The organism is Streptomyces sp. NPDC058697, assembly GCF_042715345.1.
GTDB classification, from domain to species: domain Bacteria; phylum Actinomycetota; class Actinomycetes; order Streptomycetales; family Streptomycetaceae; genus Streptomyces; species Streptomyces liliifuscus.
The window spans coordinates 925,243-945,089 of record NZ_JBHXSU010000001.1; the positions used below are offsets into that span (position 1 = coordinate 925,243).

Consider the following 19,847-nt stretch of genomic DNA (forward strand, 5'->3'; position numbering starts at 1 on the left):
CGGCGTACGCCGACTACGCCACGACACCGTCCATGGACCTGGCGCAGATCAGCCGAAGTCGCGCACGACCGCGGGTGAACGCGCCCTCGGCGGCCTTGACCGAGATCTGGTGGATGCGGGCGAATTCCAGAGTGGAGATTCCATGGGCGCGAGCGAGCACGACCTGCCGCTCGCGGCCTCGCAGGAGGTCCACCTGGCGGAGCAGCCAGCGCCCGAAGTCCCTGTCGCACACGCCCTCGTCCGGGGTCTCGGGCGTACGGACATCGGCGGTGTGGGGCAACGGCCGTCTGCTGCGCTCCTGTTCGCGGCGGTTGTCGACACAGAGGCGCAGCGCCACCGAGGTCAGAAAGGTACCGATCCGCTCCCGGTCCAGCTCGCCGCAGGCGGCTGCCCTGAGCATCGCCTCCTGTACGCAGTCCTCCGCGTCCTGCGCGTTCGGTAACCGCCGGCGGACAAGTCTCATCAGCCGCTCACGGTGGCCGGCGATCACCTCCCAGGACAGCGCTCTTCGCAACTCCTCCTGGGATTCGTGGAGTTCCGGGGCGGCGATCCCGGACACGCCTGAAGTCTCCGCCCAATTCCTGTGAACCATGACCCCGATCTGTCCGAGCGGGGAGAGCGAAAAACCAGGGCGCTTCGTCTTTCATTCATCCGAATGAAGAACGGACGATCACATTCCGACGCGTCAGGAACCGTGCTCCGGTTCTTCGAGGAGGAGCGCGAAATCGGTGATGACGGGGGCGAGTTGACCGTTCAGCCACAGCGGAAGCTGGTCGCGCCCGTGCGGGTCTCCGGGGATGCCGCGTGCGCCCAGCGGTACGACCCAGAGGCTGTTCTCGCGGCGGGCGAGGTCCCAGACGTACCGGGCGGACGGTCCTCGGGAGCTGAGATCGGTCAGGCCGGGCGTGCTCGACGTGGCCAGCACGCAGTCGTGGTCCCCGCCGAGGCCGGGCCACTCCTCGCCCTCGGCGGCGGGGAGGATCCGGGAGGGGGCGAGCCTGTGCAGTTCGCCCCAGGTGACGGGCTCCGGCTGTGCCGTCTCCTCCAGAGCCGCCCGGACGACCGCCGCGCTGTCGAGTCCCGGGAGCAGCTCGGTGGCCAGCAGGTTCTCCAGCGCGGATGCGACCTTCGCGGTGAGGTTCAGCCATGGTTCGAACACCATGGGATACGGCAGGGGCGGCACGGCGAGACTCTTCAACTCCGGTGCCGCAGCGACCCGTTGCACGACCGCGGAGCGCAACCGCGCGAAGTCCGCGGCGGCCGTGCTGTCGGCGTCCATGTGCCGGTTCCAGGCCAGCAGCCGCGCCCTCAGCCGCTCCGCCTCGGGGCCGAGTCCGTCGAGCCGCGCCACTCGCTCCAACAGGGGTGCGGCGGACCCGAGTCGGGTGTCCATGTGGATCGCCGCCATGTCGTGGGGCTCCCACTGCCGTGACGCCCGCAGCAGACCGCCGATGCGGTCGGCGCGGTGGTGCGGGGCGAACTCCGTGCCCAACGGTGCGGCGAGCCCACGCTCGTTGGCCATCACCGCGATGCCGTCGACCTCGGCGCGCGGTGTGCCATGACGGCCCTGCCACTCGTGCCCGCTCCGCCAGGCGGGCACGACCCGCAGCCCGTTCTCCCGATGCCGTACGGGCACGTATCCGGCAACCCGGTGCAGCAGCCCGCCGGACGTGTCCGCGGCGTGCACGACGTTCACGGGCTCGATCCAGCGGTCGAGCGCCCGGTCCACGTCCGCGACCGTACGGGCCCGGAGGAGGGCCGGGAGCACGTCGAACCCCAGGTCCTCAGTGACGCGGGGCGGGTAGCGGAGACTGATGCCTTCGGAGAGCGCGGTGGATGCCGAGCCATCCTCGGCGCCCTCGGCGGGTCCGTCGATGACGACCGGCCCGCGCTCCGTCTCGATCACGTCGATCTCGACCGGGTCGCCGCCCGCGACGCGGATGGTCTCCCGGTGCCGGGCGGCCGGCCGCCACCCCTCGGGCCCCAGCGCCTCGACGCCGTCGCCCGCTGTGCGCAGCCGCTCCCGGTAGAGGTCGTGGTAGTCGGACATGGCGTTGGTGATGGCCCAGGCCACGGTCCCGGTGTGGCCGAAGTGCGCGATGCCGGGCACCCCGGGAACGGCGAAGCCGACGACGTCGTACTCCGGGCACGAGAGGTGGATCTGCTGGTAGAAGCCCGGGTCCTGGATGAAGCGGTGGGGGTCGCCGGCGATGAGCGCGGACCCGGACGCGGTGCGGTCGCCCGCGACCAGCCAGCCGTTGGAACCCGAGGTGGCCGGACCGTCCGCGGCGAAGAGTTCGAGGGCCTCGTCGCCGAGCCGGCGTGCGACCTCCTCGCGCCACAGCTTGGTCGGGAAGCCGGCGAAGAGGATGTGATGGGCGAGCCAGACGCCGAGAGGCGTCCACTTCTGCCAGGTTCCCGGGGCCAGTCCCACGGCCGCGAACTCCGGCGCGTCGGCCGCTCCCCGCTCAAGGCCGGCGTTCACCCCGTCCACGTACGCCGACACCCAGGCCGCCGTCTCCTCCTCCAGCGTCTCGAAGCAGCGCCGGGCCGTGTCGTCGAGCCGGGCCCGGCGGACGAAACGGTCCCAGGGGACGGCGCCCGCCCCGAGGAAGGAGGCCGTGGTGCCCTGCGAGCGATGCCTTTCGGTCTCGATCTGCCAGGCCCGGTCGCGCGCCGCGTTCCGCCCCTGGGCGAAGGCCAGTCGCAACGGATCGGAGGCCCGGAGATGCGGGATGCCCCAGGCGTCCCGGTACGTACTGCTCGCCATGATCCTCGCTCCTCGAACTCCTGGTAACTCGACCGAACCGGCCACCTGACGATCCACCACTCATCAAGTTAGCTTAGGCTAAGCTAACTTCCCTCAATCGGACTCGGCGCACACGCCATCAGGGAGGAGTCCGCCCATGGGCTTGCCGGTCATCAACTCCTATCCCATGCCCGACCGTTCCGCGGTGCCCCCGTCGGGCCCGCCCTGGACGATCGATCCGGCACGGGCCGCGCTGTTGATCCACGACATGCAGAACCACTTCGTCCAGGCCTTCCCGCCGGACTGCCCGCCCGTCGTGGAGTTGCTCGACAACAGCGCCACCCTGCGCGAACTCGCGGGGACGCTCGGCATGCCGGTGGTGTTCAGCGCCGAGCCGGCCGCCCAACGCCCGGGCCAGCGAGGGCTGATGACCGACATCTGGGGCCCCGGCATCGGTCAGGAGCCCGGCGACGACGCGGCGATCGTCGCGGAACTCACGCCCAGGGTGGGGGAACACGTGCTGGTCAACGTCCGCCACAACGCCTTCCTCCGCAGTCATCTGGGCCGGCTGCTGCGCTCCGAGGGGCGTGACCAGCTGATCCTCTGCGGGGTACGGGCGCATCTCGGCATATTGCTGACGGCCGCCGACGCCTTCATGAACGACATCCAGCCGTTCGTCGTGGCCGACGCGGTGGCCGACTTCTCCGCCGAGGACCACTCCATGGCGCTGCGCTGGATCGGGCGCACCAGCGTCGTGTGCACCACCGACCAGCTGATCCGCCAGCTCCTGCACGGCAGGGCGGCACAGAGCATGTGATGCACTCGCCCTTGCCCTTGGTCTTGCCCTCCCCGCCTTCGCCTTCGCCGCCTTCGCCGAAGCGGGTCGTTCACGAGCAGGGGCGACCCGGATAGTCGTCACTCTCCGGTACGCCCGCCGCCCGCATCCTGCGCACCACCTCGTGCCGGACACCCTCGTCGTCGATGTCCACCAGGCCGTTGGCGTCCCGGTCGAACACCAGGATGTCGCCGGCGGTGTCCCAGAGCACCCACCGGTGCGGATAAGGCGACCCCTGCCACAGGTGTGCGTACCGGGCGTTGTCGTTGTCCGTCCGCGTGCTCACGACGCGGCCTCCTCGGTCTCACGGCCGTCGACGTACGTCGCGGCCACCTCGATGTCGCCGATGCGCGAGACGTCGACACTCCTTGGGTCGTCGCCCAGGACGGCCAGGTCTGCGCGTTTCCCCGGGGTCAGACTTCCCGCACTGTCCTCCCAGTGGCAGGCGAAGGCGCCGGCCACGGTGTACGCGTGCAGGGCCTCGTCGACCGTGATGCCCTCGTCCGGGCCGATGACCTGACCCGACTCCGACGCGCGCTCGACCATGAACTGCACGGCCCTGAGCGGCGATCCGTCCGCGACGGGCCGGTCGGAGCTGCCCACGAGCGTGATCCCGTGCTCCAGGAAACCCCTCCCCCGGTACAGCCAGGGCGCCCGCGCCTCCCCCATGATCGCCGCGTAGTCGTCGCCGAAGTAGCGCAGGAAGTTCGGCTGGATCACGGCCGTCACGCCCAGCCGCGCGAAGCGCTCCAGCTGGTCGGGCCGGATGAGGCCCGCGTGCTCGATGCGGTGCCGGGCGCCGGGGCGCGGCCGGATCCGCTGGGCCCGCTCCAGTGCGTCCAGGGCGACATCGGCCGCCCGGTCGCCGATGGCGTGCACGGCGAGCTGCCAGCCCGCGAGATGGCCGTCGACGATCGTGTCCGCGAGGGTCTCGGGGTCGTCCTGCAACTGGCCCGTGTGGTCGAGCCCTTGGTACGGGCCGGTCAGCGCGGCGGTACGGGCCATCATGCCGCCGTCGGTGTAGATCTTCAGCGCGCCCACGGAGAGCCGGTCGTCACCGAACCCGGTGCGCAGCCCGAGGTCGAGAGCGCGGGGAATGCCGTCGTTCGCGTGCGCGGTAACGGGGCGCAGCCGGTCCGCGGACACCATGAGCTGCACCCTGATCGGCAACTTGCCCTGTTCCTGGGCGAGTTGATAGGCGCCGAGCTCGACCGGACTGTGGCCGAACAGCACACCGCCGATGCCCGCCTCCGCACAGGCCGTCACTCCCTCGGCAAGACAGGTCCGGGCGGCCAGCCCGATCGCGTCGGCCAACTCCTGCTGGGAGTACGGCAGTCGAAGCGCCCGCGCGGCTCCCATGGCGCCCTCGGCCAGGAAGCCCTCCTCGTGCGGGAGTTCGGCGGGCAGCAGGTCCAGGACGGCCGTGTTGACCATGCAGCCGTGCCCGGAGTCGTGCATCATGAACACTTTTCGCCCGGCGCTGACCTTGTCCAGTTCGGCGGCGGTGAGATGGCGTCCGAGGCCGCGCTGGTCGTACCCCGCGAGGTCGGCCCAGCCCCCTTCAGGCGTACGCGCCACCGCTTCGGCCACGGCGGCGAGGACGTCCTCGACCGAGGTGCACGGGGCGACGCTCGGTGTGCCCGCCTTGAAACCGGTCCAGGCCAGGTGCACATGGCTGTCGATGAACCCGGGCAGCACGGTGGCGCCCTGGAGGTCGATCACCTCGCGGGCCGGCAGGGAGGTCACCGCTTCGTCCAGGCCCACGATCCGGCCCCGCCAGATGCCCAGGTCGTGAGCGACGGGGTGGTCCGGATCCATGGTGAGGAAGCGGGCGTTCGTCAGTCTGGTGCAGAGCATCAGCGGTGTCCCCCCGGAGTGGTCGGCAGGGTCACGCGTCCCTGGACGTCGCGAGGGATCGGGGGCGCAGATCGGTCCAGTTGGCCTCGATGAAGTCCAGGCACGCCTCTCGGGTGTTCTCGTCGAAGGCGACCGTCCATCCCCCGGGTACCGCGGCGAAGGACGGCCAGAGCGAGTGCTGGCCCTCGTCGTTCACCAGAACCAGGAAGCGGCCTTCGGTGTCGTCGAAAGGGTTGGTGCTCATCTTCGGTGGCCCTTTCAGGAAGCGCATCGGGGATGGAGTCGGGGTGGAATCGGGGATGGAGAGCAATGCCATGATTAGGTTAGGCTCGCCTAATTAGAGGCGAGCTTAGCCTTTGCCCCTTCCCTCTCACAAGGAGACGTTCATGCGCCTGGCGATCGAAGGGGTCCGGCCGTGACCGATGCCGTTCCCGGCCCCGCGGCCGACAGGGAGAACGCCTTCGCCGCGTACGGACTGCCCGGCAAACCGGGCACCGACGAGTTCTGGGCGGCGGCGGGGACACCCGCGTCGGCCCCTGACGGCAACGGCGGTTGGGTGACCCTGTTCCTGTGGCGCGGGTCTCCGGCGACCATCGAGTTCGAGAGCTGGTCGGAGCCGGTGCCCGTGCGCCAGTGGGGCGACACGGACTGCTGGTACGCCGAGGTGCGCATGCCCGTGCGGCTGCGGGTGACCTACCGATTCCTCGCGGGCGACGAAGCGTACGCCGACCCGTTCAACCCGGTCGGTGCGGGTGGTGACCGGTCCATCGCCGCGACCCCGGACGCCCCGGCCCAGCCGCACTGGCCCGTCATCGGTGCCGGCAGCGATGTCGTACTGCCGCTCCCGCGCACCCGGCTCCGCTGGGCCAGTGAGCGGCTCGGCGGGCGGCGTACCGTACGGGTCCATCCGGTGGGCGGCGGCGGACCGGTGGTCCTGCTGCTCGACGGGGACGACTGGCTGTATCTGCACCCGGCGATGACCGCGTTCGACTCGGCCGTCGCCAGTGGTGAGATGCCTCCCGTCACTCTCGTCTTTCTTCCGAGCAAGGACAGGGAGGGCGAGTTCGCGTGCAGGCGCGAGCTGTGGGAGGCGGTGCGGGACGAACTGCTGCCGCTGGTGGCGGAGTCCGGCGTCCCCTGCGACCCGGACCGGCTGGTGGTCGCCGGGCAGAGTCTGGGCGGGCTGAGCGCGGTGTACGCGGCGCTGGAGTTCCCGGAGTTGGTGTCGCGCGTCGCCTGCCAGTCGGGGTCGTTCTGGTGGACGCCCGACGCGATGGGTCTGGCCGATCCGTTCGGCGGGCCGCTCGGTGGGTCCGTCGCTGCGCGGTTGCGGGGGCGGGGGTCCGAACTGGCTGGGCTGCGGGTTGCGTTCGATGTGGGGGAGCACGAGGCGCGGATGTTGCCGCACTGTGAGGCGGTTGAGGCGTTGGCTTCTGAGGGTGGGGCGGCTGTGCGGGTTTCTCGGTCGGCCTCCGGCCATGACCGGGCCGGCTGGCGGCAGGCCCTGCTCAGGGATGTGGCCTGGGCGCTTGACGCTCCGCGGGGCGCGCCGTAGTTGTCTGCGGGTTCGGTGGGGGCTGGTCGCGCAGTTCCTCGCGCCCCTAAAAGATTGCGCCGTTCCCCGCGCCCCTAAAGAGGGGCGCGGGGAACGGCGCAATCCTTGGGGGGCTACCGGGCCACCGCCGAGCAGTACGTCTCGTCCTTGGCCAAGAGGTTGCGGTGGGTGTCTTCTGCTGTGATTACGCCTTCGTCGAGGACGAGGACTCGGTCGGCGGCGTCCAGGAGGGCCGGGCTGCTGGTGAGTACGACGGTGGTGCGGCCGCGGCGCAGTTTCGCGATGTTGCGGGCGATGAGCTGTTCGGTGACCGCGTCGACGGCCGTCGTCGGGTCGTGCAGGACGAGGACATCGGTGTCGGCGGCCAACGCGCGGGCCAGGGACAGCCGTTGGCGCTGTCCTCCTGAAAGGTTCGCGCCGCGGTCGCGGACGCCGTGGTCGAGGCCTTCGCGGTGCAGGGCGACGACATCGGTCAGCAAGGACGCCTCGACGGCCTCGGGGACCGTCCGGCTGGTGCCCGACGGGTCGATGTTCGTGCGGAGGGTGCCCGCGAAGATCTCCCCGTCGTACGGGTTCACCAGCATGTGCTCGCGCACCGCCTCGACCGACAGGTCCGCGAGCTCCTGCCCGCCGACCCGCACCGCTCCCTCGTACGCCTCGGGCGGGACGTTCACGGCCAGGACCGACGCGAGGTCGGCCGCCGAGCGCGGCTGGTAGACGGCGATCGCCACGAACTCGCCTGCCGGCACCTTGAACTTCAGCTTGCGCAGGGTCCCGTACCGGACGCAGTCGATCTCCAGGGAGCCGCCCGCGGCCGGGCGTTCCGGGCCCGGCGTGGTCACCGGCGGCGCGGTCAGCACCAGGGCCATCCGTTCGGCGGACGCCCGCGCGATCATCACGTACTTCGGCATCTCCGAGAACAGTTTGAGCGGTTCCATGATGAACTGCGCCAGGCCGACGGCCATGACGAGTTCCCCGATGGTGATCCGGCCGTCGAACGCGAGCCAGCCCGCCGTCAGGGTGACGGCGGCGGCGAGGGCCGCGTTGAGGGCCAGCGCGGTGCCCGCGTAGACGCCGTTCACCTTGGCGACGGTGATCGCCTGGTGCTTGGCCTCCGTGCTGACCTTCCGGTAGGAGCGGAAGGCCGCGTGGTTGCCGCCGAAGCCGTGCAGCGGGCGGAGGCCGATGATCAGGTCGGCGACCTTCGCTCCGGCCCGCGCGACCCGGGCCTGCTGCTCCTGGGTGCTTGCGCCGATCCGCTTGGACATCACGCTCAGGACGGACAGGATCGCGACGGTTCCCACGATCACCAGCAGACCGAGGCGGATGTCGGCCAGGCCCAGCGCGACCGCCGCGACCACCACCGCGACCAGCGAGCTGATCAGCAGCGGGACCACCTCGATGATGTCGGCGGTCTGGTCGGCGTCCTCGGTGGCGATGGTCAGGATCTCGCCGGACTTGAGGTCGACGTCCCTGGCCACCGGCTGGAGTCCGCAGGCCGCGACCCGCACCCGCCAGCGGTGTGCCTCGGTCGTGTTGGCCTTCTGCAGGACGCGCATCCCGAACCGCCACGACAGCGACACGGTCGTGATGATCACGGCAAGCGCGCCGATCGACAGGCCGAGCGCGCCGAGGCTCCGGTCTCCCTGCATCGTGTGCTCGACGATCAGGCCGAGCGCGATCGGAAAGGCCGTCTCACCCGCCTGGTACAGGCCCATGAGGACGGTGCCCCACACCATGGCGCCGATGTTGCGGCGCAGTGCGGTACGGAGGATGTCGGACCCCGGGCGGGGCCGCTGCGTGTCAGGAGTTGTCATCGAGATGGCGGGCAATCGCTTCCGGGGTTCGCAGGGTCAACAGGTCTCGGATGGTGATCACTGGACCGTACTCCCGGCGGAGCAGCCCGATCAGCCGCACCGCCAGCATGGAGTGCCCTCCCAGGGACACGAAGTCGCTCACCGCGCTCACCTCGTCGTCGTCCAGGTCCAGTGCCTCGGCGAAGAACTCGCACACCGTGGTCTCGGTCTCGGTCTCAGGTCCGCGCTCCCCCGCCGTGGTCAGCGCGCCCAGCGGCTTGGCCTCCGGCAGCGCCTCGGTGTCAGCCTTCCCGTTCACCGTCAGCGGGATGCTGTCGACCTCGGCGTAGTGCGTCGGTCGCAGGAAGTCCGGTAGCCCGGCGCCCACTTCGGCGGCGACCGCGGCCAGGTCGGCGCCGTCGAGCACGAGGTAGGCGGCCAGCCGGTACGCCCCGTCGACCTGCGGGTCGGGCTGGGCGACCGCGGCGACGAACCGCACGGCCGGGTGTGCCGCGAACAGGGCCTCGACCTCGCCCAGTTCGACGCGGTGTCCCCGGATCTTGACCTGCTGGTCGGTGCGGCCCAGGTACATCAGGTTGCCGTCGGGCCGCCGGACCACCAGGTCGCCGGTGCGGTACATGCGCTCGCCGGGTTCGCCGAACGGGCAGGCGACGAAGCGGTGCGCGGTCTGGGCGGGCTGCCCGAGATAGCCGCGCGCGATGCCGATGCCCGACACGTACAGCTCACCGGGAACCCCGTCCGGAAGCGGGCGCAGCCACGGGTCCAGTACGTACACGTCGGTGTTGTCGATCGCCACACCCACCACCGGGTCCTGGCACTCGAAGGTGCCGACGCCGAGGGTGTTGATCGTGTACTCGGTGGGTCCGTACAGGTTGTAGCCGACGGTCCCCTCGGTCTCGGCGAGCCGCTGCCACAGTGTCGGGGTGACGGCCTCGCCGCCCAGCAGCAGCAGTGCCGGCCGTCGGTCGGGGTTGTCCAACAGCCCTTCCGCCACCAGCTGTTGTGCGTAGGTCGGGGTCACGTTGATGACGTCGATCCCGAATTCGAGGCAGTACTCTACCAGTCGGGGTGCGTCGCGGCGCAACTCCTCGTCACAGATGTGCACTTCATGCCCGTCCGCGAGCCAGAGCAGCTCCTCCCACGACATGTCGAAGGCGAACGACACGGTGTGCGCGATCCGGAAGACCCGGTGCTCGTGCTCCGCCAACACCGGCTCGAAGATACGGCGCTGATGGTTGATCAGCATGTTGGTGAGCCCGGCGTACTCGGTCACCACGCCCTTGGGCTTCCCGGTCGAACCGGAGGTGTAGATCGTGTACGCGGGGTGCCGCAGGCGGTCCGGGGCGCCCGGCGCGAACGTCACATACGGTTCGGCGTCGGGCAACGGGCGGTCCAGTTCGATGAGGTCGCCGGTCAGCCGGGGCGAGACGGCGCTCACGGTGAGGATCACGTCCGGGCGGGCGTCCTCGACGATCGCGGCGATCCGCTCGTCCGGGTGGTCCAGTTCCAGCGGCACGTACGCGGCGCCGACGCGCAGCACGGCGAACAGCGCCACGATCGAGTCGAGGGAGCGCGGGACCGCGAGACCCACGTTCGTCTCCGTGCCGATACCGCGCCCGGCCAGCACACCCGCCACCGCGCGGCTGCGGTCGCGCAGTTGGGCGAAGGTCATGGTCTCGCCATGCGCGACGAGCGCCACCCGCTGCGGGTCGCGGTCCGCCGCCCGGTCGAACCGGTCGACGACGGTGTCCGTGCCGACTTCCGTGCGCTCGGCCGGATCGGGCTCCGCCCCCAGGCCGGGCAGCGCGCCGACCGGTCCTGTCGACCGGGCCAGGTCTTCGAGCACGCTCAGGTAGTCGTCGAGGAGACGACGGGCGTCGCCGGTGTCGCCGTGGCGGTGCTCCAGCTTGACCGTGAGCCGGTCGCCGGGCGTGACGACCCAGGTGAACGGATAGTGGGTGGAGTCGTCGGCCTTCACCGAGGTGATGCCGTGCCGGGCGTTCATCTCGGCGAACGCGTCCATGTCCAGGAAGTTCTGGAGCACGAACAGGTTGTCGAACAGGGTGTCGTGCCCGCTGGCCCGCTGGATCTCGCCGAGGCCGAGGTGCTCGTGCTCCATCGCCTCGACCCTGGCCGTCTGCACGGCCGACAGGTACTCGCCGACCGTGTCGTCCGGCCGTGCCCGTGTCCACATGGGCACGGTGTTGAGCAGCACGCCGACGATGTCGGACAGCCCCTCGCCCTCCCGGCCGGAGACGGTCACGCCGAACACGGCGTCACTGCGGCCCGTATGGGCGCCGAGCAGGAGGCCGAACGCGCCGGTCAGCACCGAGTTCAGTGTGACGCCGTGCGTCCTGGCCGCTTCCCGCAGCAGTTCCGACTGCTCCTCGGACATCTGGTGCACGAGCGCACGCGGCAGCTCCTCCGAGAGGGACGGCGCCGGTCCGGCGAGCAGTGTCGGGCCCGCGAGGCCTGCCAGGTGCTCCGCCCAGAAGCGTTCCGATACGGCGGGGTCCTTGGCGTCGAGCGCCCGGGCGTAGTCCTCGAAGCTGGGCGTGGCCGGAGCCGCGTCCAGTCGTTCGCCCGCGACGGCGGCCCGGTAGGCGTCGAACAGGTCCCGCAGCATGATCTCGCGGGACCAGCCGTCCCACAGCAGCAGGTGGTAGCTCAGCAGCAGGCCGTCGCGGCCGTCGGGCAGCCGCACCACGGTCAGCCGGATCAGCGGCGGCTCACCCGGGTCGAATCCCGTGTCCCGGTCCCGGGCGCGCAGGGCGTCGACCTCGGCGTCCGTCGCCAGCTCGACCGTACGTACGTCGACCCGTCGGCCCGCCCTGAGGACCTGGACCGGGTTTCCGTCGTCGTCGGTGGAGAAGCCGGCGCCCACGACCGGGTGGCGACCGATCACGTACGCCATCGCCTCGGCCAGCGCGTCGGTGTCCAGCCGTCGGTCGAAGGTGAACCAGCTCTGCGCGACGTAGTGTCCGGCCGAGCCCGCCATCTGGGCCTGGAAGTACAGGCCCCGCTGGAGCGGAGTGACCGGTGCCGTGCGCTCGGCCGTCGCGGAGGCGTCCGAGATGTGCTTCAGCGCGCCGAGCCAGTGTTCGGTGATCTCGTCGGGTATGCCCTCGGCGAGGATGAACTCCGCGCGCAGGCTTCCGGTGGCCTCGTCGATCCAGGCGTTGACCTCGACGGCGTACGGGCTGCCCTGGTCGCCGCCGGTGATGTGCAGCGCCTGGGACTCGCTGCCCCGGCCCAGGTAGTTGAACAGCACCTGCGGGCGGGCGGTCAGGAGCGGGGCCGTCTGCGGGTTGAGGTACCTGAGCCCGCCGTAGGCGACGTGTCCGCACTCGTCCGGCTGGCGTTCGGCGACCTCGCGCGCCGCCGCGACGGGGTCGGTGTGCGGCGTGAGCCGCACGGGCGCGATGGAGGTGAACCAGCCGACCGTGCGCGTGTAGTCGTGATGTTCGAGGGCCGGGACCCGGCCGTGCCGCTCCAGTTCGACCGCGAGGTCGGTGGGTGACGGCTGTACGCGGGTCAGCGCGGTGCGCAGGGCGCCGCACAGCAACTCGGTGAGACCGACACCGAGTGCGGCGGGCGCGGTACGGGTCACGCGGTCGCTCACGTCCGGCGCGAGCACGACCGTGATCTCGCGCAACCTCTCGACCGCGGGCAGCAGTTCGGGCGCCTTGAGCGTGGTGACCCAGTGCCCGAGGCCGTCGATCGAGGAGGTGGCCTGAAGCGTGAGTGCTTCGGCGTACTCGGCGTAGGACGTGGTCGGCGGTGCCAGGGGCTCCCCGCGCAGGGCGGCGGCCAGGTCGTCGAGGAGGATCAGCCAGGACACCGAGTCGATGGCGAGGTGGTGCACGGTGACGACCAGGGTCCGGTTCGCCGCCAGCCACGAGAACGCGATGACGTCCCCGGACTCGGGATCGAGCCGTCCGGCGGCTTCGTTCGCGGCGGTGGTCGCGTCGGTGTCGTCCGTCTGTACGACTGTGGTGTGGCCGGCGGGTTCGGTGTGCAGTGCCCACACCCCGTGCTCGGCGCGCAGCCGCAGGCGGAGGGCCGGGTGCGCGGAAACGACGGCGTTCGCGGCGCGCTCGACATCGGCGAAGCCGGTGCCCTCGGGGGCCACGAGCGTCCTCGCCTGGGCGAACCGGGCGAGCGATCCGCCCAGTTCGCGCTGGCGCAGGATGATCGGCGTCGGCGTCAGCGGGCCGTCCTCGCGGCGGGCGGGTGCCGGGTCCGTCGCCGTGGCCTGCGGTGTGCGCGTACCCACGTGCTCGGCGAGCGCGCGCGGTGTCCTGAACAGGAACACGTCCCGGGGCGCGATCGGGAGACCGAGCGCCCTGGCCCGGTTGATCACGGTGATCGCGACGATGCTGTCGCCTCCGGCCATGAAGAAGTCGGTGTCGGCGTCCACGGTGTCCGCGGCGGAGCCGGGTAGCGCGTCCGCGAAGATACCGACCAGCTCGGCGAGCGTGGAATCACTGGCCTGCCCCGTAAGGGGCGCGGGGAACTGCGCGCCCAGCCACGACGCACCCGCAGCCGAAGACCCTCCTGCTGCGGCACTCTTGGCCCGGTCCGCCAGGGACTGCCGGTCCAGCTTGCCGTTGACCGTCAGCGGCAAGGCGGCGACCGACAGCACCCGCCCGGGCACCATGTGCACGGGCAACTTCGTGGACAGGAGGCCGGTGAAGTCGCCGGGCAGTGAACCCACGACGTGGGCGACCAGGTGGTCGCCGCTGTCCGCCACGGTGACGGCCACGTCGACCACGCCGTCGAGTTCCCTGATCGCGGACTCCACCTCGCCCAACTCGATCCGGAAGCCCTTGAGTTGGACCTGGTCGTCGGCGCGGCCCGCGAACTCCAGCTCGCCGTCGAGCGTGCGGCGGGCGAGGTCGCCCGTGTGGTACATGCGGGAGCCGTCGTCGGCGAACGGGTTCGCCACGAACCGGCCAGCGGTGAGCCCCGGCCTGCCCAGGTAGCCGAGGGACACCTGGTCGCCGGCCACGTAGATGGCGCCGACCCGCCCCGGCGGCACCGGCCGGAGCCGGTCGTCGAGCAGGTAGGTGGCCAGGCCGGGAATCGGACCGCCGATCGGGCTGACGTCGTCGCCGGGGCCGAAGTCCTCGTCGGTCAGCACCCGGTGGGTGACGTGGACGGTGGTCTCGGTGATGCCGTACATGTTGACCAGCTCGGGCGAGCCGGTGCCGTGCCGCTCGACCCAGCCGCGCAGCCGCCCGGGATCGAGCGCCTCGCCGCCGAAAATGATCCGGCGCAGCGCGGTGGCCAGCTCGCCGGCGTGCCGGTCGGCCTCGATGAACTGGTAGAACGCCGACGGGGTCTGGTTGAGCACGGTGACTCCGCGCTCGCGGACCAGCCGATGGAAGTCGACCGGGGAACGGGTCAGCCCGTACTCCGGGACAAGGAGCTCACCGCCATGGGCCAACGCCCCCCACAGCTCCCAGACCGCGAAGTCGAAGGAGAAGGAGTGGAACTGGACCCACACGTCGGACGGGCCGAAGCCCATGTCGGGCCGGGTGTTCGCGAGCAGCGTCACCACGCTGGAGTGCGGGACGACCACACCCTTGGGCCGGCCGGTCGATCCGGACGTGTAGATCACATACGCGGGGTCGCGCCAACTGACCGCCGGAACCGGCTCGTTGGAGACCGGCGCCTGCCCGTCCCCCCACGTCTGCCCATCTCCCTGCGGCTCGTCCCCCTGTACGAGCACGCGGGCCGGGACGCCCGCCCGGGCCAGCAGTTCCGTGAAGCGTTCCCGCTGCTCGCGGTCCACGAGAACGACCTGCGGAGCGGAGTCGGCGAGGATGTACTCCAGCCGTTCGTCCGGGTACGCCAGGTCCAACGGCACGTACGCACCGCCCGCGCCGACGATCGCGACCAGGGCGACGACCTGCTCAAGGGAACGCGGGACGGCGACGGCGACCCGTTTGCCGGGCGCGACCCCGGACGCACGCAGCACCGAGGCCAACTCGTCCTTCGCGTCCGACAGTTCGCCGTACGTCAGTGACCTGGTGCCGCCGTCGAGAGCGCACTGGGTGACGGCGGTGGCGGCCGGGTCCCGGCGCGCGGCGGCGTCGAACAGTCCGCCCAGGGTGGTCGGAGTGATGCGCGCGGGACGCCGGTCGTCCTCGGACGCCAGGGAGTCGACCAGGGCGTCGGGCCGCGTGAGCAGGTCGGACAGGGTCCGGGTGAACGTGCGCAGGATCTCCTGGGCGCTCGCCTCCCGCAGCAGTTCGCCGTCGTAGATCAGGTTGAAGCGCGGACGGCCGTCGAGTGCGCGCTCCACCACCAGGGTCAACGGGTAGTGCGGGGCACCCTCGTTCACGATGTCGGTGATGACCAGTTCGTCGTCGGGCCCCCGCAGCGCGTCCACGTCGGTCGCCACGTCGAACACGACCAGGGTGTCGAACAGGGAGCCGGCGCCGGCCTGGCGGCCGATCCTCGCCAGCGAGACATGCTGGTGAGGCAGTACTGCGCTCTGGTGCTCCCGTACCGAGGCGAGCAGGTCGCCCGCCGTGGTGGTGTCGGCCCAACTGGCGCGTACGGGGATCGTGTTGATGAACAGACCCACCATGTTCTCGATGCCGGGCACCTCCGCGTCGCGCCCGGACACCGTGGAGCCGAACACGACGTCCCTGCCGTGCAGGATGCCGCCCAGCGTCACGGCCCAGGCGCTGTGCACGGCCGCGCTCAGCGGCACCCCGGCGGACCGGACGGCCGCGTCGATGTCGTCCGCCGGCTCCACCGCGATGTCGGCGAACCGGTCGGAGGGCGTGTGTCCCTCGGCGACGAGCGAGGGGCCGGGCAGCTCGGCGAGCTGCTCCTGCCAGACCCGGTCGCTCTCGTCGGCGTCGCGTCCGGCGAGCCAGCTCACGTAGTCGGGGAAGCCGCCGATCGCGTACACGGTCCCCGGCGCGTGGTACTCGGCCAGCAGCGCGCGGAGCATCGGGGGTACCGACCAGCCGTCGGCGATGATGTGGTGCACGGTCTGCACCAGGACGCTGCGGCCGGAGCCCGCGCGGACGAGCGTGTAGCGCATCAGCGGTCCGGTGGCCAGGTCGAATCCGGCGCGGCGGTCCCGCTCCGCGTGGTCGCGTATCTCGTCGTCGGTGATGCCGGGGCGGTCCAGCGTGGTGAAGGGTGCCTGAACACCGCTGTCCAGTACGGAGACCACGCGGCCGTCGGCGAGGGCCACGAACCGCGCGGCCAGGTTCGGGTACAGCGAGAGCAGGCGGGTGGCCGCCGCCGCGAGCCGGTCGGCGTCCACCTCGCCGTCCAGCGTGAGCAGTTGCTGCTCGACGTAGCTGCCGGCCGAGTCGTCGTCGAAGACCGAGTGGAAGTACAGGCCCTCCTGCAACGGGGTCAGCGGCAGGATGTCCCGCAGCTCCGGGCCGTCCAGGGCGTCGACGTCCGTCTGTGTCAGGGGCACCAGGGGGAAGTCGCTGGGGGTGTGGCCGCCTTGGTCGAGCGCGGCCAGTCCGGCCAGGGCCACCCGGAAGTACTCGCCGAGCGTCGTGATGTCCTCTTCGGTGAACATCCCGTCGGGCCAGGAGATGGTGGTGACCAGTTCGTACTCGCCGGTCGAGGCGGCGGGTTCGGCGATCGCGTTGAACTCCAGGGCGCGCGGCAGGCGCATCCTCGGGTCGCGCTTCTCGCCCAACTGGCCGGTGGTGCCCGCGAGTTGCCAGTCGCCGGACGAGCCCGCGTCGAAGCGGCCCAGGTAGTTGAAGAGCACCTGCGGTGCGGGCGCGTCGAACTCGCTCTGGGCCAGGTAGCGCAGGGCGCCGTAGGAGACGCCGTTGTCCGGTACCCGGGCGAGGTCCTCCTTGACCGCCTTGAGTGCGGCGGCCAGGTACTCGGGTGCGGTGAGGTCGCTCGCCGCGCCGGGGTCCACGGTGACCGGGAAGAGCGTGGTGAACCAGCCCACGGTGCGGGACAGTTCGGGTTCGAAGCCGGCGGTGCCCGCGACGAACCGGCCTTCGCGGCCGTGGCCTTCGAGTTCGATGTGCGCGAACGTCTGGTCCTGCCCGTGGTCGCGGCGCCACCGGGCGAGGGTGACGGCGAGCGCGGTCAGCAGTACGTCGTTGACGCCCGCGTGGAACTTCGCGGGGATCTCGCCCAGCAGCGCGGCCGTGGCCTCGGGGCCGACGGAGACGGTCCGCAGGCGCTCCCGCGCGACCGTGTCGGCTTCGGACAGCGCGCGCCTGCCCACCAGTTGGTCCGTTCCCGGCAGGGGACGCCAGTAGTAGGCGCTGTCCGCGTCGAAGGCCGCGCGGTCCAGCAACTGCGTCCAGCGCCGGAAGGACGTGCCCACCGCGGGCAGTTCGATCGGCGTACCCGAGGAGAGCTGCCGCCATGCCGTGGCCAGGTCCTCCATCAGGACCCGCCAGGACACGCCGTCGATCACCACGTGGTGGGCGACCAGGACCAGTTGGCGTGCCTCGCGGCGCCAGACGGCACGCAGCATCGCTCCGCCCGCAGGGTCGAGTCCTTCTGTGGCGAGCGCGACGCACTCGTCGAGCGGCCCCTCGCTCTCCTGCCACGCCGGGGCGGCCCGGTCCGCCTCCGGTATGTGGAAGCTCCAGCGGTCGCCGCGCACCAGCTGGGCGCGCAGCATGTCGTGCCGGCCGGTCAGGGCGGCGAGGATCTCGTCGAGGGCGTCGGCGGTCAGGTCCGCCGGGGTGTTCAGCACCACCGACTGGACGAAGCCGTCGATCGTGTCCGTGGTCTCGCCGAGCCACTGCACGATGGGCGAGCCCACGACGGAACCGGTGGCGACGTCCGCGTGGTCGACGGTGGAGACGTCCTCGCGGCTCGCCACCGCCGCCAGTGCCCCCACCACGGTGTGGGTGAAGATCTGCCGTGTCGTGACGTAGAGACCCGCGTCGCGCAGCGCGCTCAGCAGTGAGATCGCCAGGATGCTGTCGCCGCCGAGCTGGAAGAAGTCCTGGTCGACGCCGACCTCGTCCAGTTGCAGCAGCGCCGCGATCGCCGCGCACACCGCGCACTCGTTCTCGGTGGTGGGCGGGACGATCGAGCCCGTCCCGACGGTGGGCTCCGGCAGCGCGTTCCGGTCGAGCTTGCCGTTCGCGGTGAGCGGGAACTCCTTCATCACGACGACATGGGCGGGCACCATGTACTCGACCATGTGCTCGGCGGCCCACTGCTTGACCTCGTCCGCCCGCAGGGTCTCGCTCCCGGCGGCCGGGATCACGTACCCCACGAGGTAGGTGCCGCCGGCCGCGTTCTTCTTGGCGACGACGCAGGTGTGCCGTACGCCGGGGTGTTCGGCGAGACCGACCTCGACGTCCTCGATCTCCAGCCGCATTCCGCGGATCTTGATCTGGTTGTCGGCCCGGCCGAGGAAGTCCAGCGATCCGTCCGGGGTGAACCTCGCGAGGTCACCGGTCCGGTACAGCCGGGACCCGTCCGCGGCGAAGGGGTTCGCGACGAACCGGGAGGCCGTCAGGCCGGGCGCGTTGACGTACCCGCGGCCCAGGAGGAAGCCGCCCACGTACAGTTCGCCGCCGACTCCCACCGGGACCGGGCGCAGTTCGTCGTCCAGCACGTACAGCTGGGTGTTGGGGTTGGCCTTGCCGATCGACGTCGACAGGCGTTCCGCCGCGCCCCGGTAGATGACGTGCGAGACGCCGATCGTCGTCTCGGCCGGGCCGTAGCCGTGGTACATGGGGATGTCGAGGCGGGTGCGGAACCGCTCGTACAGCTCCGGGGTCAGCACCTCGCCGCCGCACCACACGTGCCGCAGGCTGTCCAGGTCTCCGGAGTCGCCCGCGATGTCCAGGAGTACGTCCAGCATGGACGACACCAAGTAGGTGAAGGTGACGCGGTGTTCGGCGATGACGCCGAGCAGGTGGTGCGGGTCGCGTTCGCCGCCGGGCCGCAGGACCACCAGCCTGCCGCCGGACACCAGCGGCAGGAAGATCTCGTTGATGGAGATGTCGAAGGACAACGGCGCCTTGAACAGCGACGCGTCGTCGTGGCCGAAGCCGAGGATCTCGTCGACCTGCCACAACAGGCGCTCGCTGATGGCCTCGTGACGGATCATCGCGCCCTTGGGCCGCCCGGTCGAACCGGATGTGAAGATCACGTACGCCAGGGCGTCACCGTCGACGGCGATGCCGGTCCCGCCGGTGGGGTGGGAGCCGAACTTCCAGTCGCCGAGGTCGACGGGCACGGCGTCGGGTTCACCCGGGGCCCGCTCGCCGGAGTCGTTGAGCTGCAGCACGACCCGGGCGTCCTCGATGACGACGGCTCGGCGTGCGGCGGGCCACTGCGGATCGAGCGGGACGAACGCGCACCCGGCCTGGAGGACGCCGAGCAGCCCGATCACCATGTCGGCGGAGCGGCCCAGCGAGATGCCGACGACCTGTTCGGCGGTGAGTCCGCGCTCGATCAGATGGTGGGCCAACTGGCTGGACAGCTCGGCAGCCTGACGGTACGTCAGGGAGCGGTGCTCGTCGACGACGGCAACGGCGTCCGGCCTGGTACGCGCCTGCTCGCGGAACATCTCCACCATGGTCGGTCGGACCCGGTCGGCCTCGGTGTCGTTCCACTCGGCCAGGGCCTCGATCCGCGCGGCCACGCCGGACGGGCCGATGGTGCCGATGGGCCGGTCCGGGAAGTCGGCCAGGTCGTCCAGCGCGAGCTGCGCGTCGGACTGCATGGCGCCCGCCGGGACGGCGATGCTCCAGCCGTCCTCGCCGGCCTCCCGACCGCCGTTCTCCCGACCGCCGGGCCCGTCCCCGCCGTTGTCGACCCACGCGAGGACGTCGGCGAACAGGGTGCCGGGGGTGAGGTCGATGCCGTCGGGGCTCCGGCCCGTCGCCCAGTACGACAGGCCGATGGAGCACGCCTCGACGATGGTCCGGTCGGAGAAGTCGCCGGTCCGCCTGCGTACGTCGGCAAGGCGCGTGGGAGAAAGCAGTACGAGACGAGCGCTCGGTTCCATCATCGAAGACTCAGCGTCCCTTCCAGGTAATGAAAGTTAGC

9 protein-coding genes are annotated in these 19,847 nt (G+C 71.1%); 2 read left to right on the forward strand and 7 right to left on the reverse strand.

Annotated features, from left to right (window positions below; genetic code table 11):
• Positions 1-13: 13 nt before the first annotated feature.
• On the reverse strand, positions 14-559 hold the full coding sequence (locus ACFWXQ_RS03930; protein ID WP_383946507.1) for an RNA polymerase sigma factor: 546 nt from the start codon (positions 557-559) through the stop codon (positions 14-16).
• Positions 560-685: 126 nt separating this feature from the next.
• Positions 686-2,770 (reverse strand): penicillin acylase family protein, encoded by a 2,085-nt coding sequence (locus ACFWXQ_RS03935; protein ID WP_383946510.1) that lies wholly within the window; start codon positions 2,768-2,770, stop codon positions 686-688.
• A 136-nt stretch (positions 2,771-2,906) separates the two neighbouring features.
• Between ACFWXQ_RS03935 and ACFWXQ_RS03940 the strand changes: the two genes are divergently transcribed.
• Positions 2,907-3,566, forward strand: coding sequence for an isochorismatase family protein (locus ACFWXQ_RS03940; protein ID WP_383946513.1), 660 nt, complete (start codon positions 2,907-2,909; stop codon positions 3,564-3,566).
• 70 nt (positions 3,567-3,636) lie between these two features.
• Here ACFWXQ_RS03940 and ACFWXQ_RS03945 read toward each other — a convergent pair whose 3' ends face one another.
• Genes ACFWXQ_RS03945 through ACFWXQ_RS03955 form a run of 3 tightly spaced genes read right to left on the reverse strand, consistent with a single transcriptional unit; the run spans position 3,637 to position 5,685 of the window.
• Entirely contained in the window at positions 3,637-3,870 is a 234-nt protein-coding gene (locus tag ACFWXQ_RS03945) for a hypothetical protein (protein WP_383946516.1), read from the reverse strand.
• Positions 3,867-5,441 carry an amidohydrolase gene (locus ACFWXQ_RS03950; protein WP_383946519.1) on the reverse strand — a complete coding sequence of 525 codons (1,575 nt, stop codon included), beginning with the start codon at positions 5,439-5,441 and terminating at the stop codon, positions 3,867-3,869. The genes ACFWXQ_RS03945 and ACFWXQ_RS03950 overlap by 4 nt, the downstream gene beginning before the upstream one ends.
• Positions 5,442-5,472: 31 nt before the next feature.
• Positions 5,473-5,685 (reverse strand): MbtH family protein, encoded by a 213-nt coding sequence (locus ACFWXQ_RS03955; RefSeq protein WP_383946522.1) that lies wholly within the window; start codon positions 5,683-5,685, stop codon positions 5,473-5,475.
• A gap of 171 nt (positions 5,686-5,856) precedes the next feature.
• Here ACFWXQ_RS03955 and ACFWXQ_RS03960 point away from each other — a divergent pair, with 171 nt between their 5' ends.
• On the forward strand, positions 5,857-6,996 hold the full coding sequence (locus ACFWXQ_RS03960; protein WP_383946523.1) for an alpha/beta hydrolase-fold protein: 1,140 nt from the start codon (positions 5,857-5,859) through the stop codon (positions 6,994-6,996).
• Positions 6,997-7,109: 113 nt separating this feature from the next.
• Here the strand turns inward: ACFWXQ_RS03960 and ACFWXQ_RS03965 are convergent, their stop codons facing one another.
• Both ACFWXQ_RS03965 and ACFWXQ_RS03970 read right to left on the reverse strand, forming a co-directional pair.
• Positions 7,110-8,813, reverse strand: a complete 1,704-nt coding sequence (locus ACFWXQ_RS03965; RefSeq protein WP_386267445.1) for an ABC transporter ATP-binding protein — start codon at positions 8,811-8,813, stop codon at positions 7,110-7,112.
• A complete protein-coding gene (locus ACFWXQ_RS03970; protein ID WP_386267447.1) occupies positions 8,800-19,809 on the reverse strand; it encodes an amino acid adenylation domain-containing protein in 11,010 nt (3,669 codons plus the stop codon). The genes ACFWXQ_RS03965 and ACFWXQ_RS03970 overlap by 14 nt, the downstream gene beginning before the upstream one ends.
• Positions 19,810-19,847: the final 38 nt, after the last annotated feature.